We start from the raw sequence: 25,803 nt of genomic DNA on the forward strand, positions 1-25,803 counted from the left end.
CATGGGTTTTCCATCCATCCACCGCGTGGTTACCGGTCACAACGCGCAAGGTCGGGCCATCATTGCCAGCGATGGGCCGTTGCCCACGGTGGTCGAGATCGCCGCCATCCCAGGCACCGTGTTCCACGAAGTGTGGAGCACCTCCGAATCGCCCGCGGTCGTGGACAACGGCCCGGACCCGACGCTCGGCCCGCTGGTGCTGCCGCCCCCGCAGGGTGGAACGCGCTTCCGGTTTGTGGACATCCCGCCGGACACGCCGGAGTTTCTGGCCTACGGTGCCGAACGCATGCACGACGCCTTCCGCCAGGTGGGCGACGCTGCGGCGTCTACGGTGAAGGCCGACTCCCCCCACCCGCTGATGCACCGCACCGAATCGGTGGACTACGGTGTGGTGATCGAAGGCGAACTGACGCTGATCCTGGATGAGGGCGAAGTGCAGCTGTGCCCTGGCAGTGTGGTGGTGCAGCGGGGCACCAACCACGCCTGGGCCAACCGCTCGGGTGCGCCGTGCCGCATGCTGTTTGTGCTTGTCGATGGGCGCTTTGATGCGTCGGTGGCCGCACCTGCCAAGGAGCAGCCATGAGCACGCGCCGTCAATGGCTGGGCGCTGCAGCGTCCGCAGCGCTGACGCCCTGGGCGTTGGCACAAACCCCGTATCCCGCGCGCCCATTGAGCTGGGTGGTGCCCTACCCGGCCGGGGGCTTTGGCGACGCGATGTCGCGCCTGCTGGTGCAGAAGCTGGGAGAGCGCATGCAGCAAGCCGTGGTCGTGGAAAACAAGCCCGGAGGTGCCGCGCAACTGGCGGCCCAATACGTCAAGCAGCAACCCGCCGACGGCCACACCTTGCTGTACGCAGACATCGGCCCGCTGGCCATGTACCCGGCGCTGTATGCCAAACTGAGCTTCAGCCCCCTCAAGGACTTTGCGCCCCTGACGCGATTGTTCAAGTCGCCACTGGTCGTGGTCGTGCCAGCGGGCAGCCCGTTCCAGTCCCTGGCCGACTTGCTGCGCGCGGCGGCTGCAGGCGATGGCCTCAACTACGGCTCATATGGGCAGGGCAGTCAGCCGCATGTGTGGACCGAACAACTGCGCATCAAGACACGCTCGCGCATGACCCATGTGCCCTACCAGGGCGCAGCGCCCGCGCTGCAGGACCTGATGGCCGGGCGCCTGGACTTCATGTGCGATGTGGTGGCATCGAGCCTGCCGCTGGTGCGCGAAGGCAAGCTGCGGGCGCTGGTCAGCGTGGGCAGCGAACAGCGCCTGCAGGTGCTGCCCCAGGTGCCCACGCTGACCGAAGCCGGGCATGCGGACCTCGACACTCCGGGCTGGAACGGTGTGATGGTGCGCGCGGGCACGCCAGCGCCGGTGGTCGAAGTGCTGCACAAGGCGGTGGTGGCCGCGCTGGAGTCGCCCGAGGTGCTGGGCCGTTATCGCCCGCTGGGCCTGGAGCCTGCACCGCTGGCGCCCGCTGCATTTGGCGAGTTCATCCAGAGCGAATCGCAGCGGTGGGGCTTGGCCATTCGCCAAGCCGGGATCAAGGTCGAATGAGTCTCTTTGATCTGCAGGGTCGCACCGCCCTGGTTACGGGGGCCACCCAGGGCCTGGGTCTGGCGATTGCGCGCACCCTGGCCGAGCAGGGCGCCCGGGTGGTGGTCTCTGACCGCGATGCGCTGGCCTGTGAGCAGGTCGCTGCGTCGTTGCCCAACGCCATCGGTATCGCTGCCGACATGGCGGTGCCTGCGGCCATCGCTGCGCTGGTGGAGCGCGCCGGGCCGCTGGACATCCTTGTCTGCAATGCCGGTATCCAGGGGCCTGCGGGGCCTTTGGCCAATGCCAGCGATGCCGACTGGCAGCAGGTGTTTGACATCAACCTGTGCGCCGCAGCGCGGCTGTGTGCCTTGGTGCTGCCTGGCATGGCAGCGCGGGGCGGCGGCAGCGCGGTGCTCATCTCCAGCATCGCGGGCCTGCGCGGCAACCGGTCGATGGGCCTGTACGGGCTGACCAAGGCGGCGCTGGCCCAGTTGGCGCGCAACCTGGCTGTGGAATGGGGACCCATGGGCGTACGGGTCAACGCCGTATCGCCCGGCCTCATCTGCACGCCGTTGGCTGAGCGGCTCATGGCCGACGACGCCTTCATGGCGCGGCGCATCCAGGCCACGCCGCTGCGGCGCGCCGGAGAACCCGAGGAAGTGGCTGGCGTGGTCGCCATGCTGGCCAGCCCCGCCGGGGCCTTTGTGACCGGACACAACCTGGTGGTCGACGGCGGCACCACCATCAGCGATGGGAGTTGAAACCATGCACGGCATGCTGAACCGAAGAACCCTGCTGGCCAGTGCCTTGGCGCTGCCCATGAGCACCTGGGCAGCCACCTGGCCCTCACGGCCGTTGCGCATCGTCCTGCCGTTCGCGGCCGGAGGCAGTTCGGACCTGGTGGCCCGCCTGCTGGCCGACAAGCTGGGCCTGGCCCTGGGCAGCCCGGTGGTGGTGGAGTCGCGCGCGGGTGCCAACGGCATCATTGCCTCGGAGTCCGTAGCCCGCAGCACCGACGGGCATTCGCTGCTGTGGGTCAGCGCCGCTCACGCCATCAACGGCAGCCTTTACCCCCGGCTGCCGTATGACACGCAGCGCGACTTTGCCCCCGTAGCCCTGGTGGCCAGCCCCGGGCCCATGGTGATTGCGGTGCCTGCAGCCCTGCCGGTGCGCAGTCTGTCCGACCTCATGGACCTTGCCCGGCGAAAGCCTGGGCAGGTCAGCTACGCATCGGCCGGGGGCGGCAATGTGCTGCACTTGGCGGGCGAGATGCTGGCGCAGCAGGCCGGAGTGCAGTTGCTGCACGTGCCCTACAAAGGCGCTGCGCCCGCCCTCAATGATCTGGCGGCCGGGCAGGTGAACCTCATGTTCAACAGCGCCCTGGCCGTGGCCCCCATGGTCAAGGACGGGCGCATTCGCCTGCTGGCGCAGACCGGCGCTCAGCGCTCGCCTGCCTTGCCCTCCGATCTGCCCACTGTGGCCGAAACACCGGGACTGGCAGGCTTTCAGGTCACCGGCTGGTTTGGCCTGCTGGCTCCTGCTGCCCTGCCCACCGAGGCCATCGCGCGGCTCAATGCCGAATGCGTTCGCATCCTGGCCCAGCCCGAGCTGCGCGAAAAGCTGGCCCTGCTGGGCAGTGCCGACGCCCCCACCCAGAGTGCGCGTGAGTTTGGCGCATTTCTGACTGCAGAGACCGACCGCTATGCCCGCGTGATCCGGGCGGCGGGGCTGCGACTGGAAACACCTTCTTCCTGATAGGACTGGCGATGCGATTTGCAACTCTGAAAGACGGCCGCCTGGACGGCCGCCTGGTACTGGTTTCTTCCACCGGCTTGCAGGCCGTCGAAACCGCCCCGATAGCGACCAGCTTGCTGGCAGCCTTGCAGAACTGGGATGCTGTAGAGCCCGCCCTGCGCGAGCGCGCTGCTGCGCTGGAGGCGGGCACGGCAACCGGCAGCTTTGCGTTCGATCCCGCCGCATGCAGCGCCCCCTTGCCGCGCAGCCCGCAGTGGCTGGATGCGTCGGCGTTCCTCAACCATGGACGCTTGATGGAGCGCGCCTTCACCACGCCGCCCATCCCGCATTTCGACACGATCCCGGTCATGTACCAGGGCGCGAGTGACGACTTTCTGGGCCCGCACGATGACGTACCGATGCCCAGCGAGGCCGACGGCATCGATTTCGAAGGCGAGTTCGGCGTCGTCTGTGGCCCGGTGCCCATGGGCGTGACGCCTGAAGCAGCATTGAATTGCGTCCGCCTGGTGGTGCAGATCAACGACTGGAGCCTGCGCGCGCTGGGCCCGCACGAAATGAAGACGGGCTTTGGATTCTTGCAGGCCAAGCCTTCCACCAGCTTTGCCCCGCTGGCCGTGACGCCGGATGAACTGGGCGATGCCTGGCAGGACGGGCGGGTGCATCTGCGGCTGCATGTGGATTCCAACGGCCAATGGTTTGGCCACCCCCATGGCGGCGAAATGAATTTCAGCTTTGGCCAGCTCATTGCCCACGCCGCCCGCACACGGCGGCTCACGGCAGGCACCATCATCGGTTCGGGCACGGTGTCCAACCAGTCGCGCGATGCGGGCTCTGCCTGCTTGGCCGAGCGGCGTGTGATCGAGATCCTGGACGAGGGCGCCGCCAAGACGCTCTTCATGCGCTATGGTGACAGCGTGCGCATGCAGGCGCGTTGGCCCGATGGCCGTGAGGGGCCTTTTGGCGTGGTGCACCAGCGCGTGGTGGCTGCAGGCACGGGGGCACGCTGATGCATGTGCTCGTCACCGGCGCTGGCGGGTTCATTGGTGCCGCCCTGGCCGAGCGGTTGCAGTCCGCCCCACTCGTGCCCGGTACGCCCTTGCGATTGACGCTGGTGGACCGCGTTGGGCCTGTTGCATCTCGCGCACCGGGCGTGCAATGGCATGTCGGTAGTTTTGCCGACCGCGCACTGTTCGAAGCCTTGGAGGACCATCCGCCCGACTGCGTGTTCCACCTTGCCAGTGTCCCGGGATCGCTGGCCGAGCGTGAACCTGCGCTGGGTGTGCAGGCCAATTTGCTGGACACCGTGGACTTGTGCGAAGGGCTTGCGCGCCCAGTGCGCGCAGGGCGGGCACCCGTCCCGCGGCTGGTGTTTGCCAGCTCGGTGGCGGTGTATGGCGCGCTGGGCGCCCAGGCGGTCGATGAGCGCCAGTGGCCGCAGCCCACGCTCAGCTACGGGGTGCACAAGTGGATGGCGGAATTGCTGGTGGCGGACTACAGCCGGCGTGGCGATATCGATGGCCGCAGCCTGCGGCTGCCCGGCATCGTGGCGCGGCCCCCGGCAGAAACGGGCCATGGCTCTGCATTCATGAGCCAGATCTTCCATGCCCTGCGGGCGCGGCAGGCTTACATGTGCCCCGTGTCGGCGCAAGCCACGGCATGGTGGATGTCGCTGGGGTGCTGCCTGGATAACCTGGTGCATGCCGCACGCTTGCCCGCAGAGGGCATGCCGGCCGAACGGTGTTGGCAACCCCCGGTGCTGCGCGCGTCGGTGGAAGAGGTCGTGCAGGCCATTGCTCGCGCGGTGGATGCCGATCCGGCCGAGTGGATCGGGTATGCGCCCGACGCCCACATCGAAGCGCTGTTCGGCCGCCTGCCCGCCTTGCACACGCCCCGTGCGGAGGCTGCCGGTTTTCAGAGCGACGGCTCGCTGCAGTCCCTGGTCACACGCGTGTTGGGCGGGCTGCAGGGCGACTGTGGAGTGAAGTAGGGGGCGGCAAAAAGAGCGCGCCACGGGACGCGCTGCGGGGCAGGCGCCGGACTGGTGGGCGGCGCCGTGTGCCGCAGCGCTCCCGTGACGCGCCGGGCCCTCAGCCGATGCGGGCGTCGGCCTGGGGTGCGTTCAAGGCGTCTCGACCGCGAAGTCCAGGCCCGCATTCGCCTGCAGCCGCGCGATGAGCCGGTCGCCCATCGCCGGGGCGGTGGTCCAGATGCCGCCTGGGGTTTCAGTGGCTTCCTGCAGCAGGCACACCGCCGCTTCGGTGATCATCTTGGAGGTGGATCCGTAGCCGGGGTCGCGGTCGCCCTTCACGCCCACGCGCAGGGTGTTGCCAGCAGCGTCGGTGCCCAGGAACAGCACGTCGTAAAAGCCGTTTTCGCGTTCCTCGCGCGAAGGGCCTTCGCCCGGCTTGGGGCCTTGGTCCGAACCCAGCGACTTGTCGCCCGCCACCGCGTTGGCGATGGCCTCGCCCTTTTCGCCGGGGCCGGTGATGAGCATTTCGTCGTAGACAAGGTCGGTGCCGTAGGCGTGCTGCAGCAGGAAGTTGGAGCGGTGCACGTTGCGCGTGTTGATAGCCGCCATCACGAACGGCGCGACCCAGACGCCATCGCCGAGGGCCTCGTCCACCATGGGCTTGTTGCCCGAGGGCTGGCGCGGGCCTTCAAACCCGGGGGTGAGCGAGAAGGGGTTTTTCAACAGGTCCAACACACCGGGCTGGCTGGCGGCGGCCGCCATGGTGGCCTTGAGGCTCGCGGCGGTGCCGCCCGAGAAGGTGCCCTTCATCTTGCGCACCCGGCCGCGCACGCGCGGGGCGGGGTGGCCGAAACGGTGGCGGAATTCCTTTTGCAGCAGGAACACGCCCAGGTCGAACGGAATGGAGTCGAACCCGCAGGAGAACACGATGCGCGCGCCGCTGGCTTTGGCGGCGGCTTCATGCGCGTCGATCATCTGGCGCATCCAGGCGGGCTCGCCACACAGGTCCACATAGTCCACCCCGGCCTTGGCGCAGGCGGCCACCAGTTCGTTGCCATACAGCTGGTAGGGGCCGACGGTGGTCAGCACCAGGCGCGTGGCGTCCATCAGCGCCTGCAGGCTGGCGGGGTCGCTGGTGTCGGTCACGACCAGTGGGGTGTCGGCGGGGGCGCCCACTTCGTCGCGCACGGCGGCGAGTTTGTCGGCATTGCGGCCCCCCATGGCCCAGCGCAGGCCGCTGCCGGCGGGGTAGCGTTGCAGCAGATATTCGACCACCAGGCGGCCGGTGAAGCCGGTGGCGCCGTGGACGACGAGGTCAAAAGGTTTGGTCATGGTGGGGGCTCCGTCCGTCAGAAGTACAAGGTCCGGGGGCAGGCAGAAGTTGCCTTGCCCGGAGAGGCCGCCATTCTCTGTGGCCGTGCCTGCCGCCTCTGTCGCGCAGGTGCGTGGCGAGGGCCGCGTAGGGCCTGAACAACGGCTTGCACCGAATTTTCTGAGAAAAAGTACCGTAAAACGATACCGGATAGCCTGCGGGTGGCCACTGTTACGGTTCAATGCAGACACGCAAGTTACGTCTGGGCACCATTCGTTCCGTGTTCAACCAACGCCCTTCAGGGCACCACAGCAATGTCTTCTTCTCCCATCGTTGTTCAACGTGACACCAAGGCCTGGCAGCTGCAGGTGTGGGTCTCGTTCGGCATCGCGGTTTTTCTGTGCGCCGTGGGTCTGGCGTGGCTGCCGGGCGAGCAGCTGGAGCAGGCGTTCATGGTGATGGGCTATGTGTTCTGCCTCTCGGCCGCGTTTGTGCTGGCCAAGTTTGTGCGGGACAACGAAAGCGCCTCGCGCCGTGGCGGTGGTGACACCCCCATGTGGAAGCTGGTGGTGTGGGGTGGCTTTGCGGTGGCCATGGGCCTCACGGGCTGGGGCCTGCTGAGCATGGACATCAACGTGACCTACAAGGCGTTCCTGGGCGTGAGCTGGCTGTACCTGATCACCACCGCCTTCACGCTGGCCAAGATGCTGCGCGACCGCCATGAGGCCGACCTGCTCGACGCCCGCCTGCAAGGCCGCCGCGAAGCCGCCCAGGCCGCTGCCCAGAACAGCAGCGTGAACTGAGCGCACCCGGTGTGCACAGGCGGCAAGCAGCCGCCCTTCTGGACGAATTTCTTTCTGGTTCTTTCTGGTCTTTCGACCCGGTCTGCTCCGCATCTTGGGTGTGGGCGGGCCGTACCCTGAGGAGTGAATGATGATGAATGCCATGTTTTCTTCGTGGGGCTCTGCCGCTCGCCTGCCCCGCGCTCTGCTGGCCGCTGGTGTGGTGTGTGCGGCCCTGGTGGCTGCTGCGCCGGCCCGGGCCCAGAGCGAGGCTTCTGCCGCGCTGTCGCTTTTGCCCGTGGCCTCGGTGGTGGGCACGGCGTCGGTGGCCTCCGCGGCCGCCGGTGCGGTGGTGACGGTGCCGGCGGCGTTGTCGGTGGGCGGCGCGGTGCTGACGGTGCGGGCGGTGGAGGCCTCGGCCGTGGGTACGGTGTACCTGCTGGAGCGTGCCTCGGATGGTGCCCAGGTGAGTGTGGAGGTGGTCGGCCGCGGTGTGGCGGGATCGGCCTACGCGGTGGGCACCGTGGTCACCTGCAGCGTGATCGGCACAGGCGTGATCCTGTCGGCGGCGGGCGAGGCCATTGCCTTTGTGCCTAACGCCATCGGCCGCGCCTTGCTGCACAACGAACGTCTTTGAGGAGCGGCACGATGGTGAAAACCCTGAACCTTGGTCGCGACCCCGCGCAGCGCATCCCAGCCGTGGTGGGCATGGTGTTCTTCGCAGGGGCCGTGCTGCTGGCCGCCACGCCGGCCCACGCGGGCCGCTCGTGCGAGTCGCGCAAGCCCTTGCCCCCGCAGGTGATCGAGCGCGGCATGAAGCTGGCCGAGCAGACCTCGGTAGCGCTGGATGCAGAGCACGATAAGTTGGGCGCACAGGTGGTGGCGCTGGCCCGTGCGGGGCAGGACCTCTCCAAATACGGTCTGCGCTATTCGCACTTTGGCTGGGCCTACAAGACGGCCGAAGGCCCGTGGCGCGTGGCGCACAAGCTCAACGAATGTGGCACGGCGGTGGGCCACCTGTACCGCCAGGGCCTGGGTGAATTCTTTCTGGACGACCTGTGGCGCTACGAGGCCGTGTACGCCGTGCCCACGCCCGAGGTGCAGCAGCGCCTGCTGGCCGTGTTGCAGGACAAGGGCCGCACCAAGGCGCTGCAGCACCCGCCCTACAGCATGGTCAGCTACGCGTGGGGCCGCAAATACCAGCAGTCCAACCAGTGGGCGCTGGAGACCCTGGCGATGGCCATGGAGCCCAGCACCGTGCGCTCGCGCGACCAGGCGCAGGCCTGGCTGCAGTTCAAGGGCTACGAGCCCACCACGCTCAGGCTGGGCCCGCTCACGCGCATGGGCGGACGGGTGGGGTCGGCCAACATTGCGTTTGACGACCATCCCAACGAAAAACGGTTCTCGGACCGCATCGAGACCGTGACCGTCGATTCAGTCCTGGCCTGGATGCAGCGCACCCAGCTGGCGGCCGCACCGGTGGTGCTGACCATCAAAAATTGAATCAAAATGCCAGCAAGCGCAATCAACATAAGTGCTGGTAGCTATAAAAAAAAGAGCATTTTCCGGTGCGCTGCAGGGTGCACCCAACCCCGGCGCCCGGCGCCACCGAGGAGAAGAACATGAGCAAGTCCCTGAGACTGTCCGAAAAATGGTTCCGCCGTGGCCTGTGGCTGGTGGCGCTGGTGTTTGCCAGTTTCCTCATCGGGCTGGGTGGCACCATCGTGGGCGATCTGCCCAAGGTCGAGACACCGCTGCGGGTGGACGACTTTCTGGACAAAGCCGCAGCCGACAAGCTGCGTGCCGAGGTCAAAACGGCGCGCCAGGCCGAACAGGACGCGCAGACCGCGCTGGAGCAGGCCCAGCTGCAGCGCAGCAAGGTGCGCAGCGAGGTGCAGGCCGAGCGAGAGAGCTTCAACAACTGGCTGTCCACGCGCAGCGCCACGCAGCGGGCCGACCAGGACCCCGAGGTGATCGCACGCACCCAGGCGCTCGACGCCCTCAAGCTGGTGGAGCGCAAGGCCCAGCAGGCGGTGGAGACGCAGCAGCAGGCCGCCCTTGATGCCCGCCAGGCGGCAGCCGCCCGGCAGGAGCAGCTCAACCAGATGGAGTCCGACGGCTACGTGAAGCTCGGGGCCGAGCGCCGCAAGGTCGAGCTGCGCGTGTTCCTGTACCGCCTGGCCCTCACGCTGCCGCTGCTGGCCGCAGCCGGCTGGCTGTTCGTCAAGAAGCGCAAGAGCACCTACTGGCCGTTTGTGTGGGGCTTCATCTTCTTTGCGCTGTTTGCTTTCTTTGTGGAGCTGGTGCCCTACCTGCCGAGCTACGGCGGTTACGTGCGCTACGTGGTGGGCATTGCCGTGACGGCTGTGGTGGGGCGCTATGCGATCCAGGCGCTCAACCGCTATCTGGAGCGCCAGAAGCTGGCCGAGGCCTTGCCCGACCAGGAGCGCCGCAAGGAGCTGAGCTACGACGTGGCCCTGGCCCGCCTGGCCAAGAGCGTCTGCCCCGGCTGCGAGCGGCCCGTGGACCTGAAAAACGAGAAGATCGATTTTTGTCCGCACTGCGGCATCGGCCTGTTCGACCACTGCGGCCACTGCAGCACCCGCAAGAGCGCGTTTGCACGGTTCTGCCATGCCTGCGGCACCGGGGCGGGCGTGAAACTGGCGCAGGAGTGAGGCGGGCCGCAGAGCGGCGCCGACAACGCTGACCTAGCCCACCATCACCCGGTTGCGCCCCTCGGCCTTTGCGCGGTACAGGGCCGTGTCGGCGGCCAGCAGCAAGGTGTCCATGTCGGCATCCGCGCCCAGGGTGGCGCTGTGCACCAGGCCGATGCTGACGGTGGCCCGCTGGGGGCCGCCCTGCGTCGCATCCAGCGCCTGCCGTTCCACGGCGCTGCGCACCCGCTCGGCAATGGCTTGGGCCTCGGTGGGGGACACGCCGGGCAGCACGGCGGCAAACTCTTCGCCCCCCATGCGGCCCAGCACGTCGTCGGCGCGCAGCGCGCGCGCCATGGTCTGCGCAATGCTGACCAGCAGTCGGTCTCCCGCGCCGTGTCCGTGCTGGTCGTTGACCTGCTTGAAGTGGTCCACGTCCACCATCATCACCGCCAGCCCGGTGGATTCACGCTGGTAGCGCTCCAGCAGGCGATCGCCCTGTTTGAGCAGCGCACGGCGGGCCAGCACGCCCGTCAGATCGTCGTGGCGCACGGCATGGTGCAGGCGGCGCAGGGCCTCGGCGCGTGCCGCGCTGGCGCAGGCCACGGCCAGAGGCCCCAGGGCCAGCAGCGTGACGCCCACGCGCAGAGAGAACACGTCGCCCGCATGGGCCGGCGTGAAGTTGAGCACGCCGGTGGCCACGCCCGCCATGGTCCACAGGCACACCACCAGCGACAGCAGGCTGGAGGTGAAGGCGCTGTAGCTCAACGCACACCACAGCAACCCGGGCACGACAAAAGCCAGCATGCCGGGCCCGCCGATGAGCGTGCGGATGCCCTCGGCCAGCACCAGAGAACTGACGGGTGCGACGCGCCAGAACAGGGGGGTGTCCTGGGTGTGCGAGGGCGGGTCTGCCGCGCGCGGAGCGGCCAGCACCACGGGCACGATGAGCATGTAGTTCATCAGCTCGGTGCTGAACCACAGGGACAGCAGGTCCGTCCACGGGGAGTCGAAATACACCGGTGCCGCGCCGCAGCCTGCCAGCGCACCCACTGCGCTGGCAACCAGCGCTGCCAGCAGCAGGTACAGCGCCGCCACCGTGCGCTGCAGCCGCAGGATGGGCTCGTCCAGCCCCCGCAGCACCAGCCAGCCGGCGGTGGCGCCCAGCAGGTTGGCGGCGTTGAGCCACAGGGCCATGCCCCAGGCACTGCCGGTCACCAGGTCGGCCGCTACATAGCCCACTGCGGCCGCTAACCAGGCGGGTGGCCGTGCCAGGTGGGGGTAGCGCACCAGCAGCCCCAGCAGCAGTGCATTGGCAGGCCAGAACGCCGACAGAAAGCCGATGGGACGCGCAAAGATGCCCACCAGGCAGGCGGTGAAGATCAGCAGCGCCAGGGCGGCCCAGGCCACGGGCGGGGGAACGGTCCGGGCGGGGGCAAAGAGGCGGGGCAGGGTGGGCGGCATGTCGGCAGCGAAGGCGTGCGGGCCCCGATTGTCCCCGGTGTCAGGGCATGCCCAACAGCAGGGCCACCAATTCGCCCGTGCTGGTGGCCCCCAGCTTGCGCATGATCCGCCCCCGGTGGGCCTCCACCGTGCGGTGGCTGATGTGGAGGTGGCGGGCAATCTGCTTGCTGGTGGCACCGGTGACGATGTGCTGCGCCACCTCGCGCTCGCGCACCGTGAGCGGGGTGCTGACCACCCGGCGGTGCGAGATGTCTTCAAACATCCACACCGCGCGTGCAAACGGTTGGGCGCGGTCCAGCGCGCGGCCCACCACATGGCACCAGAACAGCGTGCCGTCCCGGCGGCGCATCACTCGCTCGTCGCTGTAGCTGCCGGTGTCCATCATGGCGGGCAAGCCCAGGTTGCCGGTGTGGGTGAATTCGTCCAGCGACGGATACAGCGGCGCCAGCGGCTGGTCCAGCAGCTCGGCCTGTTCGTAGCCAAACATGCGGGCAAAGGCGTCGTTGCAGATCTCGATGCAGCGCTCGCGCGTCACGCACATGCCGACGGGGGCCAGGTTGAAGGCCAGTTCCAGCGCTTCATTCAAGGGGGCTTGGAGGGCGGTAGGCATGGGGCGGGATTGTGCGGCAGGCCGGGATCAGGCCCGGCGCCCTGCGGCCACCACCACGCGGTTGCGGCCTGCGTGTTTGGCGTCGTACAGCGCCTGGTCGGCGGCGCCCAGCCATTCGGCCCAGTTGCCGCCGCCAGAGGTCACGCAGACCATGCCGATGCTCACGGTCACGGGGATGCCCTCCCCCGCTTCTGTGAGGCGGATGTTCTGCACCGCGCTGCACAGGCGCTGGGCCACGGCCGCCGCATGCTCTGCCGTTGCGTCGGGCAGGTACACCAGAAACTCTTCACCGCCCCAGCGGGCTAGCAGGTCCGACCCCCGCAACTCGCCGCCCAGGGCCTCGGCCGCTGCCCGCAGCACGCGGTCGCCCGCCGCATGGCCAAAGCGGTCGTTGATGTGCTTGAAGTGGTCCAGGTCCAGCTGAGCGATGGCGCTACCCACTGGCAGCTGCGCCGGCAGCATGGACATGAGCCAGCGGCGGTTGCCGATGCCTGTGAGCGTGTCCGTCTGGGCCACCTTTTGCAGCCGCACCTCGGCCCGCTCGTTGGACAGGGACGACACCATGAGCGCTACGCCGAAGTGGCAGAACATCTGCGCGTAGAACGCCCGGGCAAACCCCAGCGGGCTGGTGGCGTGCGTCGCGATGAGAAACAGCTGCAGTGCAAACAGGCTGGCACTGATTAGCAAAAGCCCGGCCAGCAACCCGCGCGAGGGCAGGGGCTCGGTGTGGCGGTCGCGCCAGACCTCGTGGGCCGCCGCCGCCAGTGCCAGCGCGGCCGTCAGGTGGAAGGCGCCCGCGCGCAGCAGGTTGTCGAGCGGAAATTGCGTGGCGATGCCCAGCGCCAGCCAGCCGCCCGGCACTGCCGCCAGCAGAGGCAACGAAACCCGCCGGCGCCCGCTCAGGGTCCGCACGCTGGCCCAGAACAGCGTGTAGCCCAGCGTGCCCAGCAGCAGGCTGGTGTGCGTCCACAGCCACTGGGGCAGCACCTGGTACTCGCCCTGGCCCGCCAGCTCGGCGCCGACGGCCAGAAGCAGATAGGCCGCCGACAGCGGCCGGAGCCCTTGCGGACGGCAGGAATGCCGGCTGACATGGAAGATGCTCAGCGCGCCGGCGACCAAGGCGGTCTTGTAGAGCAGGAGGACGGTAGGGAGGTCAAGCTGTAAACCCATGGCGCTGCGTGGCGGTCGTGTGATGGCAGTTGTTGGAGCGGATCAGATCGGGTGGTCTCCGTCCCCCCGTATGGTGGCCGAAAGAAGTGACAGGTGACAGATGCCAGCGCGGCGCAGGGTGGATTCCGGGGGGGCTCCTCAGCGCTGGCGCCTCCGCTTCTTCCACTGCCGCTGGATCACCCGCGCCACGCGCCAGGCCCACGAGGCGCGGGCACGTTCCAGCACGGCATGCTTGAGCTGCATCCAGTGCGCGTGGGTCCAGGCAAACCAGCGCAATTGCATGAGCGCAGGCTGCGTGAGGGTGAACAGCCGCGCCACCACCGCCGTGCCCACCACCTTGGCCAGCACGATGACGAGCATGCCCAGCACCACATGCCCGCGCCCGATGGCCCAGAGCGCCAGCAGCTTGATCGGCAGCAGCAAGGCCGTAGGCAACGCAAACAAGGCCACCGCAGCCCAGGGCGGCAGGGAGCGCACCCAGCCTTCGATCCAGCGCAGCCCCGGCCAGCGGCCGATGCGCGCCAGCAGGCGCTGCAGAGGCTCCCAGCCCCATTCCTCGAACAGGATCAGCAGCGCCAGCAGGCCGCTGCCCAGGCCCGTGAGGGCCCGCAGAGGCCAGTGCAGCAGGTGACGCAGGAGTTTTGGAATGATTTGGGCCCGATGCGCTAGTGGATCATGCCTGATGTGCTATGTAAAACATAGCAATCTGGCGGGATGCATATCCCCAGCTCACACGCCGCGCGCCCGGTCGGCCTTGAACTGTGCGCGGAACTGGGCGAAGGTGCCGGCCTCCAGCGACTCGCGCACCTCGCGCATCAGGTTCAGGTAGTAGTGCAGGTTGTGCACGGTGGTGAGCATGGGGCCCAGCATTTCGCCGCAGCGGTCCAGGTGGTGCAGGTATGCACGTGAGAAGCCTTCGCGCCCGCCGTCGTCCCACGACACGCCCGAGCTGCCCGCGCAGGCGTAGCAGGTGCAGCTGGTGTCCATGGGCTTGTGGTCGGCCTTGTGGCGGGCGTTGCGGATTTTGAGGTCGCCAAAGCGCGTGAACATCGTGCCGTTGCGCGCGTTGCGCGTGGGCATCACGCAGTCGAACATGTCCACACCGTCGGCCACGCCCTGCACCAGGTCTTCGGGCGTGCCCACGCCCATCAGGTAGCGGGGCTTGTGTGCGGGCAGGCGGTGGGGCGTGTGGGCCATGATGTCCAGCATCTCGTCCTTGGGCTCGCCCACGCTCACGCCGCCCACGGCATAGCCGGGGAAGTCCATCTCGACCAGGCGCTCCAGAGACTCCTGGCGCAGGTTCTTGAACATGCCGCCCTGCACGATGCCAAAGAGGGCGTTCGGATTGTTCAGGCGGTGGAATTCGTCCTGGCTGCGTTTTGCCCAGCGCAGGCTCATTTCCATGCTCTTGCGCGCCTCGGCCTCGGTGGTCTTGTGGCCCTTGGTCTCGTACGGCGTGCACTCGTCGAGCTGCATCACGATGTCGGAGTTGAGCGTGGTCTGGATCTGCATGCTCACCTCGGGCGACATGAAGAGCTTGTCGCCGTTGACGGGGCTGGCAAAGGTCACGCCTTCTTCGGTGATCTTGCGCATGGCGCCCAGGCTCCAGACCTGGAAACCGCCCGAGTCGGTGAGGATGGGCTTGTCCCACTTTTCAAAGCTGTGCAGGCCGCCAAAGCTCTGCATCACATCGAGGCCCGGGCGCATCCACAGGTGGAAGGTGTTGCCCAGGATGATCTGTGCGCCCATGTCGTGCAGGCTGCGCGGCATCACGCCCTTGACGGTGCCATAGGTGCCCACGGGCATGAAGATGGGGGTTTGCACCACGCCATGGTTGAGCGTGAGCTGGCCACGGCGTGCGTGGCTGGAGGGGTCGGTTTTGAGGAGGTCGAACTGCAGCATGATGGGGCGCATTGTCCCAGACGGGCCGGGCTGACCTGCCGCAAGGGATTGGACTGGCGCTGGCCGATGGCGTCGCTACACTGGTCTGTACTCACTCAAGGAGAACCCCATGCTCAAGATACTCATCGCCGTGGACGGCTCCGAACTCTCCCTGGATGGCGTGCACCACGCGCTGGCGCTGGTGCGCCAGGGGCTTCAGGCCACGATGGTGCTGGCCAACGTGCAGGAGCCCGCCACGCTGTACGAACTGGTGACCACCCGCGACCCCGACCTGATCGCCGCCGCCAGCCTGGAGGCAGGCCAGCATTTGATGGCGCCAGCGCGCGCGCTGCTCGATGCCGCCGGGGTGGCCTACGAAACCGATGTGGGGGTGGGCGATGTGGCGCACACGTTGGTGGACATGATCGAGCGCTCGGGCTGCGACATGGTCATCATCGGTGCCAAGGGGCAGGGCGCCATCACCAGCGCGCTGCTCGGGTCGGTGTCGCAGGAGGTGGCCCATGCCAGTCCGGTGCCGGTGACCATCGTCAAGCATGCCGAGGTGCTGGAGGGGGTGGATAGCGACGCGGTCGAGGACGCCGAAGCCTGACCCCTTTGGCGCCCGCCCCGATAGAAAAAGACAGGACAAAGGAAAAGGGCCGCTGTGCGCGGCCCTGATCGGAATGTGTGGGAGAGGTTGTCCGGATCAGGCCGCCTTGCGAAACGGCTCCGCGGGCCGCTGCAGCTTGCCATGGGGCAGGGTGGCCAGGCGCGAGAACATGCGGCGCACATAGCCCCGCACCCACAGGCATTTGTTGAGCTCGTCCACGGGCAGCGGGCCTGACACCACCACGATGTCGTTGGCCACGTCCTGTGCACCAGCAGCGCGCAGGCGGCGGCGCGTGTTGTTGGCCCAGGACTGGATGCGCGTGGGGCTGCCGTGCTGGTGCACCTCGCCCGTGTGCACATCGAACGCAATGGCCACCGTGTCGGTCTTGAGCTTGAAGCGGCGTTCACCCGTGACGGCGCTGGGCGCCTCGCGCATGTCATACAGGTAATAGCTGCCTGCCTTGAGCTGGTATTGCATGTCCATGGGTGTGTTCCTCTTTGTCGGCATTGTCGAGGGGCACGCGGCAGGCAATGGCAAGTAAAACGGTGGGAAAGGGGCTCTTATTGAGCGCCTCTCACAGGGGGCCACGCCGGTTTCTGTGCGCGTGCCATTGTGGCCGCGCGTCGGCGTCATCCGGAGAAACTTGAGGACGATGTCGTAACGAGTTGTGAGGGCCTTCGCCCCGCCTTGGGCTACTGCTGGCTGGAGCTGGCTGGTGCTTCGTCCAAGGCGTATGCAACTGGCGCGGCCCCAGGCGCGGGCAGCCAAGCAAGGGCCGCCCCGCAGCGAGGGCTGCGTCCCCCTGCCCACATCGCGTAGCGATGTGAGAGCGGGGGGAAGGCGCGCAGCGCCTCAGGGGGGTGTCTCTGCTAGAAATCCACCAGACTCAACCCCACACTGAACACAGTGCGCTTGCGGTTGTAGTCGATCATGCTGTCGCCGTAGCCGCTGAACAGCGAGGTGTGCAGGCGCAGGTTGCTCTTGCTGCCGAACAGGCCGGTGCCCAGGGCCTGCAGCCATTCCACACGCACCGAGCCCCGGTCGCTGCTGGCCAGCGTGTGGCGCACCGTGGCGCCCAGGGTGTTGTCCTTGTTCACGTTCCACAGCAGCGACAACTCGCCCCGGCCGATGTAGTCGCTGATGCCCGGGTTGTCGTCGCTTCCCGCGCTTTCGGGGATGCGCTTCCAGATGCGGGCGTTCACGCTGAAGCGGTTGTCCAGTTCGATGCCGGTCATCAGGTAGGCGCGGTTCCAGCTGCGCGACAGCGGCTTGCTCTGGCCGTTGGACTGGTGCACCAGGCCGATGCCGCTGTAGCGCCACTTCCAGCCAAACGGCAGTTGTGCCGTGGTGGGGTACACGTACATCAGCTCGGGCTCGTGGTCGGTGGCGCGGAAGGGGCGCGAGATCTCGGGGGTGAACAGTTGCCAGTACGACTGCTGCGTGTAGCCAAACCAGAGCGAGTCCTTGAGCGTGGGGTGGCCCTGGGTCAGCAGGCCCTGCGCAATCTTGGTACGCACGGACAGCTGGATGCGGTTTTCGGTGCGGCGGTACGGGGTCGAGTCGGTGGCCGAGTTGCCGTCGGCATCCGACGCGGGCTGGCGGTTCACGCTGCTCGACGCCACCACCGACACCGTGATCGGGCGGTAGCCGCGGAAGCTGAATGTGCCGCAGTCCGTGCCCGTTTCCAGCTCCCAGAAGCGGGAGAGATCACTGTACTGCGGGTCGCGGCAGCCTTCGGTGCGCGCCACGTCGATGATGCGGGTGGCAGGCAGCGTGGCGTCCACCGGCGGGGGCACGACCGACGAAGAGCTTGCGCCGCTGGCACTGGCCGACGCCGAAGCAGCAGGGGCTTGCCAGGACTGCGCTCCTGCAGGAGCGGTCTGGGCCTGTTCGGCCGCCCAGGCGTCAAAGCAGGCCAGGCGCGCCTGGTTGTCACTGGACAGGGCGGTGCAGCGGCGCAGGGCCGCGTCGGTCCCGGCGGTTGCGGCAGGTGCTGCTTGCGCAAAGGCCGCGCCGGCCGGGGCCAGGGCTGCGAGCAGCAAGGCCAGCGGGCGGTGCAGACGGGACGCGGGGGCGCCCTGCGCAACGGCGCTCATTGCCAGGCCGCCTGTTTGCGCAGCACAAACGGTGCTGACGGCGTGGTGGAGGTGGGGTGGGCGTTGTTCCATGTTCCGCGTATTTCCTTGCCGCAACTTCCATCGACCACCTGGCCTGTCCAGGTGGCACTGATGTTGGTGCCGTTGATCGATTCTTCCAGGGTCAGGTCGCCGCCGTCGACGTCACCACTGACCTGGGCCGTGGTGCCGCTGCGCGCCACGGTGCCACGCACGCTCTGTGCCAGCTCGGGGTGCGGGCCCAGTTGCAGCGTGGCCGTGGTGGGCTTGTCTCCCGGCGCAGGGGCCTGCAGCTCGGCGCGCCACTGGCCCTGCAGGTGTTGGTGGTCCATCTCTGCCGCCGCTGGGCATGCCGCCGTGGATTGTGGTGCTTTTTGGCCGATGGCGCTTGTAGGACAAGCGCTGATAGCTATCAAAAGCGCAGCAATGCCCCAGGCGCTGCGGCCACGGGGCAGGGCGGGGCGTGGGGTGGTATCGGTGGCGGGGTGTTGTGCCATGTGCGTACGCCCTCTCAAGCAGTGGGCGCCGGGTTGGCGGCCGCAGCCGCGTTGGCCGCAGTGGTGGCCTGGGCCTTGGCAGCAAATTCGGCGCGCAGGGCCTTGAGCTTTTCGCGCGGGTCTTCGCGGGCGGTGGTCTTGTCCAGGCCCATTTCGGCGATGAAGCGGCTCGGTTGTGCGGCCACCATTTCGCGCCCTTTTTTGCGGCGCTTGGTCCAGCTCACGGCCAGGGTGCGCTGGGCGCGGGTGATGCCCACGTACATCAGGCGGCGCTCCTCCTGCAGGCGCTGCAGCACGTCGTCGGTCACCTTCTGCTGGCGGCCTTCGTCGTCATCGAGCTTGAAGGGCAGCATGCCCTCGGTCACGCCCACCAGCACCACATGCGGCCACTCCAGCCCCTTGCTGGCGTGCAGGGTGGAGAGCGTGACCATGTCCTGCTCCTGCTCGCGCTCGCTGATGGTGGACAGCAGCGCAATGGTCTGCGACACCTCCAGCAGGCTCTTGGTCTCCTTGGCCACCACGGCACCGGCCGTATCGTCGATCTGCCCGCCCGCGCGCTGGGCCATCCAGTCGCAGAACTCCATCACGTTGCTCCAGCGGGCGGCCGCCACTTTTTCGCTGTCTTCGTTGTCGTACAGGTGCTGCTCGTAGCCAATTTCCTTGAGCCATTCGTTCAAAAAGGCGCGGGCCTCTTCGGCGCCATGGGTGCGGCGGGCGCTGTACTCCAGGTAATTGATGTAGCGGCCAAACTCGTGCAGGCCGTCCATGGCGCGCTTGGGCACAGCGGCAGGCAGCATGCCGTTGAACAGCGCGCCGAACATGCTTTGCTTGTGCTGGGTGGCAAAGGCCCCCAGCGATGCCAGCGTGGTGTGGCCGATGCCACGCTTGGGCGTGGTGATGGCGCGCAAAAACGCCGGGTCATCGTCGTTGTTGATCCACAGCCGGAACCAGGCGCACAGGTCCTTGATTTCGGCGCGGTCAAAAAAGCTGGTGCCGCCCGAGACCTTGTAGGGAATGTTGGCCTTGCGCAGTGCCTTCTCGAACGGCTTGGCCTGGTGGTTGGCGCGGTACAGGATGGCGAAGCTCTTCCAGTCCGGCGGCGGGTTGCTGGCCGCGCGCAGGCTCTGGATGCGGGCCACGGCGCGCTCGGCTTCGTGCTCCTCGTTGTCGGCATCGACCACACGCACCGGTTCGCCCTCGCCCAGTTCGCTGAACAGGGTTTTGGGGAACAGCTTGGGGTTGGGCCCGATCACGTTGTTGGCCGCGCGCAGGATGGCGCTGGTGGAGCGGTAGTTCTGCTCCAGCTTGATGACCTTGAGGTGGGGGTAGTCCACCGGCAACTTCTTGAGGTTGTCCAGCGTGGCGCCGCGCCAGCCGTAGATGGACTGGTCGTCGTCGCCCACAGCGGTGAAATGTCCCTTTTCGCCCACCAGCAGCTTGAGCAGCTCGTACTGCGTGGCGTTGGTGTCCTGGTACTCGTCCACCAGCACATGGCCCAGGGCCGCCTGCCACTTGGCCCGCACTTCGGGGAAGTCGCGCAGCAGCCGCAGCGGCATGCCAATCAGGTCGTCAAAGTCCACGCTCTGGTAGGCCGCCAGGCGCTCTTCATAGCGCGCCATGAGCGTGGCGATGATGCGTTCGTTGTCGTCCGCCGCCTGGGCCAGGGCCTGTTCGGAGGTCAGACCCATGTTCTTCCACTTGCTGATCACCCACTGCCACTGGCGCGCCGTGGCCATGTCGGTGGTGCCACCCGAGGCTTCTTTCAGGATGCCCGTCACGTCATCAGCGTCGAGGATGCTGAACTGGGGCTTGAGGCCCAGCACATGGCCGTCTTCGCGCACCATGCGCACGCCAAGCGCGTGGAAGGTGCACACCAGCACATCCTTGGCGCGCCGGCCGATGAGGCCCTTGGCGCGCTCGCGCATCTCGGCGGCGGCTTTGTTGGTGAAAGTGATGGCCGCGATGCGTTTTGGGTCCATGCCCTTTTCGATCATGTGGGCGATCTTCATCGTGATCACCCGTGTCTTGCCCGAGCCCGCGCCTGCCAGCACGAGGCAGGCCCCGTCGGTGTAGTGGACAGCCTGGAGCTGGGCGAGATTGAGACCGGCAGACATGGAGAGGAGGAAACGTGCAGAAAGAGGCGAAGGGGGGAACCGGACAGGCGCGGGGCGGTGGGCGCCACGGGCGTGGGGTGCACGCCGAGGGGACGTGCAGCGCAAGGGCGCAATGATACCGGCGTACCCCCCGGCATGCCCTAGTCGCCCACGCGCGACCGGTGCCTGACGGTCGGCTGACTGGGGCGCACCGCAGCCCACGGGGCAGGCCCTTTGCTCCGGGAAACCCCGCTAGGGGCTTTGTTTTCACAATTTGATACTGGTTGGTGAGTCCCTCCCCCACCGGGAGGGGAGTGTTGTGAACCGAGCACCGCCATGAACCCTGTGACCCCGCCATCCATCGCTCTGACCGCCGCCGCGCCCCGGGCGGGCCGCCGTCGGTTGCCACTGCCTGCATGGACCGCCTGGTCCGCCCTGGCGGCTGCCGGTGTGCTGGCGGGTGCGGCGTTGCTGCCACGGGTGGCGCATGCGCAGGTGGGGGGCAACGCCCCCGCGCGCATCGGCGTGGTGGGGCCGTTCACGGGGCCGTCGGCCGACTTTGGCGTGCCCATGCTCAATGGCATCAAGCTGGCGGTGGACGAGATCAATGCCGTGGGTGGCTACCTGGGCCGCCCGCTGGAGCTGGTCATCAAGGACGACAGGGCCGACCCCGATCAAGGCCGCAAGGTGTCGCAAGAACTGCTCAATGAGAAAGTGGTCGCCACCATCGGCTTTTGCAACACCGGCGTGGCGCTCAAGGCCATCGACCTGTTCCAGGACGCCAAAAGCCCGCTCATCGTGCCCTGCGCCACGGGCACAGCCGTGACGGCCAAATATCCCGCGCCCGACAGCTACATCTTCCGCGTGCAGGCGCGCGACGCGATCCAGGCGCCTTTCCTGGTGGACGACATCGTCAAACGCGGCTGGGACAAGGTCGCCATCTTTGCCGACAAGACCGGCTATGGCGAAGGCGGCTACAACGATGTGGTGGCCGCACTGGCCGCCAAGAACCTCAAGCCCGTGCATGTGGCGCGCTTTGACCTGGGGGTGAAGGACCTGACGACCGAGCTGACTGCGGCACGCAACGCGGGTGCCAACGTGGTCTACAGCTACACCGTGGGGCCGGAGAACGCCACCATTGCCAACGGCAAGAAGGCGCTGGGCTGGAAGGTGCCGCAGGTGGGGCCGTGGCCGCTGTCCTTCCCCTTCTTCCTCGAAGGCGCCAAAGATGCGGCCGAGGGCGCGCTGATGGTGCAGACCTTCATCGCCGAGCCCAGCAATGAGCGCCGTGCATCGTTCCTGTCGAGCTACACCCGCAAGTACCAAGGCAAGGTGGCTATGCCCATGGCGGCAGCCAACGCCTACGACGCCACCTATCTGCTGATGTATTCCTTCCTCGGCATCCGCGACGGCAACCTGAACGGCAAGGCCATCAAGGAATCGCTGGAGGGCAAGATGAAGACCTACTACGGCGTGGTCACCACCTACGACAAGCCCTTTAGCGCGCAGGACAAGGACGCGATCACGCGCAACATGCTGGTCATGGGAATGGTCAAGAACGGCGCCATCACCTTTGCCTACCCGGAGGATGCCAAGCGCAACCTCATCATCCAGCGCAAGCAATAACAAAAAGCGGATGCCTGCGCTCGCCACCCGCGAGCCCACCCACCTGACTTTGCGCTGACCACCTCGGGCGCCGTAGACCCTGGCTGCTGGCGCAACAAGGACAATCGGGCTGTGCTGTCCGTCCTGCTTGTCACCTTCCCCTTCTTTGCGCTCGTGCTCTGTGGCTACCTCGCCGCACGGCGCGGCGTGCTGCCGCAACCTGCCATCCCGGGGCTCAACGCCTTCGTGCTGTACTTTGCGCTGCCATGCATGTTGTACCGTTTTGGTGCCAGCACACCCATCCACCAACTGCTGGACCCGGCCGTGGCAGGCGTGTATGTGCTGTGTGCGCTGGTCATGGTGGGCGCCACGGTGGCGCTTACGCGCAACGCGCGCATCGGCTGGAACGACGCGGCCTTTGGTGCGCTCGTCGCAGCCTTCCCGAACACGGGCTTCATGGGTGTGCCGCTGCTGGTGGCACTGCTGGGTGCCCAGAGCGCAGGGCCCGCCATCGTCACCATCGTGGTGGACATGGTCATCACCAGTTCACTGTGTATTGCGCTCTCACGCCTGGATGGGGCGGGCACCCATGGCGTGGGCGTGGCGCTGAAAAGCGCTTTCAGGGGCATGGCCACCAACCCCATGCCCTGGTCGATTGCGCTGGGCGCGCTCGCATCGGCGCTGCAGTTCAAGTTGCCGGGTCCGGTGGACAAGACCATCGCCATGCTGGCCGACGCGGCCTCGCCCGTCGCGCTGTTCACCATCGGCGCAGTGCTGGCCCGCTCGCAGATGAACCAGCACGAGCAGGTCCCTGCACGGGACTACGTGCCGGTGGCGCTGGCCAAGCTGCTGGTACACCCGCTGCTGGTGTGGGGTGCAGGCACGGCGGCCATGGCGCTAGGGGTGCCGCTCACGCCCTTTGCGCTCACGGTGATGGTGCTGCTGGCGGCGCTGCCCAGCGCCAGCAACGTGTCGCTGCTGGCCGAGAAATTCGGCGCCAACAACGGGCGGGTGGCCCGCATCATTCTGGTGTCCACTGCGCTGGCGTTCCTGAGCTTCTCCGCCGCCGTCGCGCTGCTGACCTGAACCGCCAGGCTGCTGCGGTGAGGTGGTGTCAGGCCGCCGGGGGTGTCTTGCGCCCTACCAGATACTGCACTCCCAGCATGCCGTAGAACTCCGAGTGCGGCTCTTCGGCCGCCAGGTGAAAGACATCGCCCGCCTGGTACACGCGTTCTGACGCAGCCGTGGCGATGCGGATATCGCCCGACAGGATCAGTGCCTTGGCCTCGAACGGGTGGGTGTGGTCACCTAGCACGCCCCCGGCTTCGCGGGTCACAGTGACGGCGGGCTCAAAGCCTTCGCGGGCCAGTTCGTCTGCAAATTGTTCGGGGGTCATGGGGTCTCCTGCTGCGGTGCGAGTCCAGTGTAGGCGCGGGCTCAAAGTCAGGGCGGGGGCTCGGGCTTTCAAAAATGATAGCTGCTAGCGCTTGATGCACTAGCGCTACCGCCGGATTTGCTTCGATTTTTCATGCGGGGCTCGCGCGCAGGCGTCGTCCAGACAATGTGGCCGTGCCGCTGTCGTGCCGCCGCCTTGGCCTGCCTGTCGTTGCCTTCCTGAGATGGCTGCCTTGAGAAAACGATACGAAAAAACATTCGACAGGGCATGCTTTTTGCGCCGACGATGCCACGTGGTCAATCCATGCCCACGAACGGACAACAACAGGAGATTCACTATGAGGAAGAGGAATATTGTGCTGTGGGCACTCACGCCCGTGGCCGTTGCGCTGGTGCTTTCGGGCTGCGGCAGCGGCTCGGACAACGACCTGGCCGTGGACAACAATGCCCAGAGCTGCTCGGTGGTGTCCAGCTCCGGCTCGGCCGTGGTGGTGGGGTCCGGCGTGGCGGGCGACCCGGCTGCGCCCGAGGCGGCATCGGGCTACCGCCTGGGCTACAAGGCCAAGCAATCGAGCAAGTACATGGTGGTGGCCAACACCCCGCTGGCCACCAAGGCCGGGTGCGACGTGCTCAAGGCCGGCGGCACTGCCGTGGACGCCGCCGTGGCCGTGCAGGCTGTGCTGGGCCTGGTGGAGCCGCAGTCCAGCACGCTGGCGGGCAGCGCCTTCATGATGTATTACGACGCAAACACCAAGAAGGTCGTGGCGTACGACGGCCGCGAGACCGCGCCTGCCGCAGCCAACGGCTACTACCTGGTGCGCCAGGACCAGGGTGATGCCTCGTCCGCTGCGCCCGTGCCCAGCGCCCGGCGCAGTGGCCGCTCCATCGGTGTACCTGGCGTGATGCGCATGCTGGACATGGCCCACAAGGAGCATGGCAAGCTGGGCTGGGAAAAGCTGTTTGACGAAGGTATCCAGCTGGCCACCAACGGCTACCGCATTCCCGGCCGCATGGGCGACGCGATCAAGGGCAACGCCGCCAGCCTGGCGCTGGACGCGAATGCGGTGTCCGCGTTCTTCAACGCCGACGGCACCCCCAAGGCCACCGGCACGGTGACGACCAACCTACCCTACGCCCAGACACTGCGCACGCTGGCGAGCGGCGGTGCCAACGCGATGTACTCCGGCCCGCTGGCCGAGGCCATCGTGGCCAAGGCAGCCCAGGCGGTGGGTGACGATGCGGCCAAGACGCCCATCACCCCCAGCCTGATGACGGTGAACGACCTCAAGAACTACCAGGCCAAAAAGCGCGAGCCGGTGTGCACCACCTACCGCGCGAGCTACTACGTCTGCACCATGTCGCCGCCGTCGTCGGGCGGTATCGCCATTGCGCAGGCGCTGGGCATTCTGGAGAACTTCGACCTTTCCAAATACGGCCCCACCAATCCCACCAATGAAGGCGGCGTGCCGAGCGTGATGGGTGTGCATCTGGTGTCCGAGGCAGAGCGCCTGGCCTATGCCGACCGTGACAAGTACGTGGCCGACACCGATTTCATCCCGCTGCCTGGCAAGGGCGTGTCCACCATGCTGGACAAGGCTTACCTGAAGCAGCGCGCGGCGCTGATCCAGCCGGATGGCAAGTCGCTGGGAACGGCGTCTGCGGGGGCACTGGGCGATGTGCCTTTGGGTGTGGACAAGACGGTGGAGCGGGGCACGACGCACTTCTCCATCGTGGATGCCTATGGCAACGTGGTCTCGATGACCTCCACGGTCGAATCCAGCATGGGCTCGTTCCACATGGTGGGCGGCTTTCTGCTGACCAACCAGCTCACCGACTTCTCGGCCCAGCCCGCTGACGGCGCCGGTGTGCCCATTGCCAATCGCGTGGCCCCCGGCAAGCGCCCCCGCAGCACCATGGCGCCCACGCTGGTGTTCAAGGGCACCGAGCCCGGCGACTTCGTGATGGCCACGGGCTCGCCCGGCGGCGGCACGATCATCCAGTACGTGCTCAAGACGGTGGTGGGTGCGGTGGACTGGAACCTGGACGCCCAGCAGGCCACCTCGCTCGTGAACTTTGGCGCCACTAACAGCGTGACCACCAATGTGGACGGCGCCAACACCTCGCTCGACCTCACGGGGCTGATCGATGGCCTCAAGGCCAAGGGCCACACGGTGAACAACGCCGCGCAGTCGAGCGGCGTATCCACCATCATGCGGGTCAACCGCAACGGCCAGACCAAGCTGGAAGGCGGCGTGGACCCGCGACGTGAAGGCATCGTGCTGGGTGACGGCGCGCTGTAAACGGCGAACCACGCTCTGACGAGGCGGGGGCTGCGTTGAAGAGCGCAGCCCCCTTTGTT

25 protein-coding genes are annotated in these 25,803 nt (G+C 67.3%); 14 read left to right on the forward strand and 11 right to left on the reverse strand.

Going from position 1 to position 25,803, the window contains the following annotated elements; all coding sequences use genetic code 11:
• The first annotated feature begins 1 nt into the window (after position 1).
• Genes ACTJKQ_RS08725 through ACTJKQ_RS08750 form a run of 6 tightly spaced genes read left to right on the forward strand, consistent with a single transcriptional unit; the run spans position 2 to position 5,275 of the window.
• Positions 2–583, forward strand: a complete 582-nt coding sequence (locus ACTJKQ_RS08725) for a cupin domain-containing protein (protein WP_146872075.1) — start codon at positions 2–4, stop codon at positions 581–583.
• Entirely contained in the window at positions 580–1,551 is a 972-nt protein-coding gene (locus tag ACTJKQ_RS08730) for a Bug family tripartite tricarboxylate transporter substrate binding protein (protein ID WP_440596599.1), read from the forward strand. Before ACTJKQ_RS08725 ends, ACTJKQ_RS08730 begins: the two co-directional genes overlap by 4 nt.
• Entirely contained in the window at positions 1,548–2,294 is a 747-nt protein-coding gene (locus ACTJKQ_RS08735) for an SDR family NAD(P)-dependent oxidoreductase (RefSeq protein ID WP_056065496.1), read from the forward strand. Before ACTJKQ_RS08730 ends, ACTJKQ_RS08735 begins: the two co-directional genes overlap by 4 nt.
• A gap of 13 nt (positions 2,295–2,307) precedes the next feature.
• Positions 2,308–3,288, forward strand: a complete 981-nt coding sequence (locus tag ACTJKQ_RS08740) for a tripartite tricarboxylate transporter substrate binding protein (RefSeq protein ID WP_440596600.1) — start codon at positions 2,308–2,310, stop codon at positions 3,286–3,288.
• An 11-nt stretch (positions 3,289–3,299) separates the two neighbouring features.
• Entirely contained in the window at positions 3,300–4,295 is a 996-nt protein-coding gene (locus tag ACTJKQ_RS08745) for a fumarylacetoacetate hydrolase family protein (protein ID WP_440596601.1), read from the forward strand.
• Complete coding sequence (locus ACTJKQ_RS08750; RefSeq protein WP_440596602.1) at positions 4,295–5,275, forward strand: NAD-dependent epimerase/dehydratase family protein; 981 nt, start codon at positions 4,295–4,297, stop codon at positions 5,273–5,275. The genes ACTJKQ_RS08745 and ACTJKQ_RS08750 overlap by 1 nt, the downstream gene beginning before the upstream one ends.
• A gap of 132 nt (positions 5,276–5,407) precedes the next feature.
• Here ACTJKQ_RS08750 and ACTJKQ_RS08755 read toward each other — a convergent pair whose 3' ends face one another.
• Positions 5,408–6,589 carry a saccharopine dehydrogenase family protein gene (locus tag ACTJKQ_RS08755; protein WP_440596603.1) on the reverse strand — a complete coding sequence of 394 codons (1,182 nt, stop codon included), beginning with the start codon at positions 6,587–6,589 and terminating at the stop codon, positions 5,408–5,410.
• Between the two features lie 294 nt (positions 6,590–6,883).
• Between ACTJKQ_RS08755 and ACTJKQ_RS08760 the strand changes: the two genes are divergently transcribed.
• The 4 genes from ACTJKQ_RS08760 (at position 6,884) to ACTJKQ_RS08775 (ending at position 10,026) form a co-directional block, all read left to right on the forward strand.
• Entirely contained in the window at positions 6,884–7,372 is a 489-nt protein-coding gene (locus ACTJKQ_RS08760; RefSeq protein WP_056065512.1) for a YiaA/YiaB family inner membrane protein, read from the forward strand.
• A gap of 130 nt (positions 7,373–7,502) precedes the next feature.
• A complete protein-coding gene (locus ACTJKQ_RS08765) occupies positions 7,503–7,988 on the forward strand; it encodes a hypothetical protein (protein WP_440596604.1) in 486 nt (161 codons plus the stop codon).
• Between the two features lie 71 nt (positions 7,989–8,059).
• Complete coding sequence (locus ACTJKQ_RS08770; protein ID WP_440596666.1) at positions 8,060–8,854, forward strand: DUF2145 domain-containing protein; 795 nt, start codon at positions 8,060–8,062, stop codon at positions 8,852–8,854.
• A 119-nt stretch (positions 8,855–8,973) separates the two neighbouring features.
• Positions 8,974–10,026 (forward strand): zinc ribbon domain-containing protein, encoded by a 1,053-nt coding sequence (locus tag ACTJKQ_RS08775; protein ID WP_056747930.1) that lies wholly within the window; start codon positions 8,974–8,976, stop codon positions 10,024–10,026.
• A 33-nt stretch (positions 10,027–10,059) separates the two neighbouring features.
• On the opposite strand, the gene ACTJKQ_RS08780 is transcribed toward ACTJKQ_RS08775, so the two are convergent.
• From ACTJKQ_RS08780 to tgt, 5 genes are all read right to left on the reverse strand, one after another.
• On the reverse strand, positions 10,060–11,469 hold the full coding sequence (locus ACTJKQ_RS08780) for a diguanylate cyclase (protein ID WP_440596605.1): 1,410 nt from the start codon (positions 11,467–11,469) through the stop codon (positions 10,060–10,062).
• A 40-nt stretch (positions 11,470–11,509) separates the two neighbouring features.
• Positions 11,510–12,079 (reverse strand): PAS and helix-turn-helix domain-containing protein, encoded by a 570-nt coding sequence (locus ACTJKQ_RS08785; RefSeq protein WP_192422043.1) that lies wholly within the window; start codon positions 12,077–12,079, stop codon positions 11,510–11,512.
• Positions 12,080–12,106: 27 nt separating this feature from the next.
• A complete protein-coding gene (locus tag ACTJKQ_RS08790) occupies positions 12,107–13,249 on the reverse strand; it encodes a diguanylate cyclase (protein WP_440596606.1) in 1,143 nt (380 codons plus the stop codon).
• Between the two features lie 138 nt (positions 13,250–13,387).
• Positions 13,388–13,726, reverse strand: coding sequence for a hypothetical protein (locus ACTJKQ_RS08795; RefSeq protein WP_440596607.1), 339 nt, complete (start codon positions 13,724–13,726; stop codon positions 13,388–13,390).
• Between the two features lie 252 nt (positions 13,727–13,978).
• A complete protein-coding gene (gene tgt / locus ACTJKQ_RS08800) occupies positions 13,979–15,151 on the reverse strand; it encodes a tRNA guanosine(34) transglycosylase Tgt (RefSeq protein WP_440596608.1) in 1,173 nt (390 codons plus the stop codon).
• Between the two features lie 109 nt (positions 15,152–15,260).
• Here tgt and ACTJKQ_RS08805 point away from each other — a divergent pair, with 109 nt between their 5' ends.
• Entirely contained in the window at positions 15,261–15,740 is a 480-nt protein-coding gene (locus ACTJKQ_RS08805) for a universal stress protein (protein WP_015015969.1), read from the forward strand.
• 96 nt (positions 15,741–15,836) lie between these two features.
• Here ACTJKQ_RS08805 and ACTJKQ_RS08810 read toward each other — a convergent pair whose 3' ends face one another.
• From ACTJKQ_RS08810 to ACTJKQ_RS08825, 4 genes are all read right to left on the reverse strand, one after another.
• Complete coding sequence (locus ACTJKQ_RS08810) at positions 15,837–16,223, reverse strand: hypothetical protein (protein WP_440596609.1); 387 nt, start codon at positions 16,221–16,223, stop codon at positions 15,837–15,839.
• A 386-nt stretch (positions 16,224–16,609) separates the two neighbouring features.
• Positions 16,610–17,836 carry a phospholipase A gene (locus ACTJKQ_RS08815; protein WP_440596610.1) on the reverse strand — a complete coding sequence of 409 codons (1,227 nt, stop codon included), beginning with the start codon at positions 17,834–17,836 and terminating at the stop codon, positions 16,610–16,612.
• Positions 17,833–18,351, reverse strand: coding sequence for a hypothetical protein (locus ACTJKQ_RS08820; RefSeq protein ID WP_440596611.1), 519 nt, complete (start codon positions 18,349–18,351; stop codon positions 17,833–17,835). Before ACTJKQ_RS08820 ends, ACTJKQ_RS08815 begins: the two co-directional genes overlap by 4 nt.
• Before the next feature lie 14 nt (positions 18,352–18,365).
• Entirely contained in the window at positions 18,366–20,465 is a 2,100-nt protein-coding gene (locus tag ACTJKQ_RS08825) for an ATP-dependent helicase (protein WP_056747936.1), read from the reverse strand.
• A 315-nt stretch (positions 20,466–20,780) separates the two neighbouring features.
• Here ACTJKQ_RS08825 and ACTJKQ_RS08830 point away from each other — a divergent pair, with 315 nt between their 5' ends.
• Together ACTJKQ_RS08830 and ACTJKQ_RS08835 are read left to right on the forward strand one after the other, a co-directional pair.
• Complete coding sequence (locus ACTJKQ_RS08830) at positions 20,781–22,070, forward strand: ABC transporter substrate-binding protein (protein WP_440596612.1); 1,290 nt, start codon at positions 20,781–20,783, stop codon at positions 22,068–22,070.
• A 111-nt stretch (positions 22,071–22,181) separates the two neighbouring features.
• Complete coding sequence (locus ACTJKQ_RS08835) at positions 22,182–23,135, forward strand: AEC family transporter (protein WP_056065542.1); 954 nt, start codon at positions 22,182–22,184, stop codon at positions 23,133–23,135.
• A 28-nt stretch (positions 23,136–23,163) separates the two neighbouring features.
• Here the strand turns inward: ACTJKQ_RS08835 and ACTJKQ_RS08840 are convergent, their stop codons facing one another.
• Entirely contained in the window at positions 23,164–23,445 is a 282-nt protein-coding gene (locus ACTJKQ_RS08840; protein WP_440596613.1) for a cupin domain-containing protein, read from the reverse strand.
• A gap of 337 nt (positions 23,446–23,782) precedes the next feature.
• Between ACTJKQ_RS08840 and ACTJKQ_RS08845 the strand changes: the two genes are divergently transcribed.
• Positions 23,783–25,744 carry a gamma-glutamyltransferase family protein gene (locus tag ACTJKQ_RS08845; protein WP_440596614.1) on the forward strand — a complete coding sequence of 654 codons (1,962 nt, stop codon included), beginning with the start codon at positions 23,783–23,785 and terminating at the stop codon, positions 25,742–25,744.
• The last annotated feature ends 59 nt before the right edge of the window (positions 25,745–25,803 follow it).

It is taken from the genome of Acidovorax sp. 22279, from assembly GCF_052045435.1.
Taxonomy (GTDB): domain Bacteria; phylum Pseudomonadota; class Gammaproteobacteria; order Burkholderiales; family Burkholderiaceae_C; genus Acidovorax; species Acidovorax delafieldii.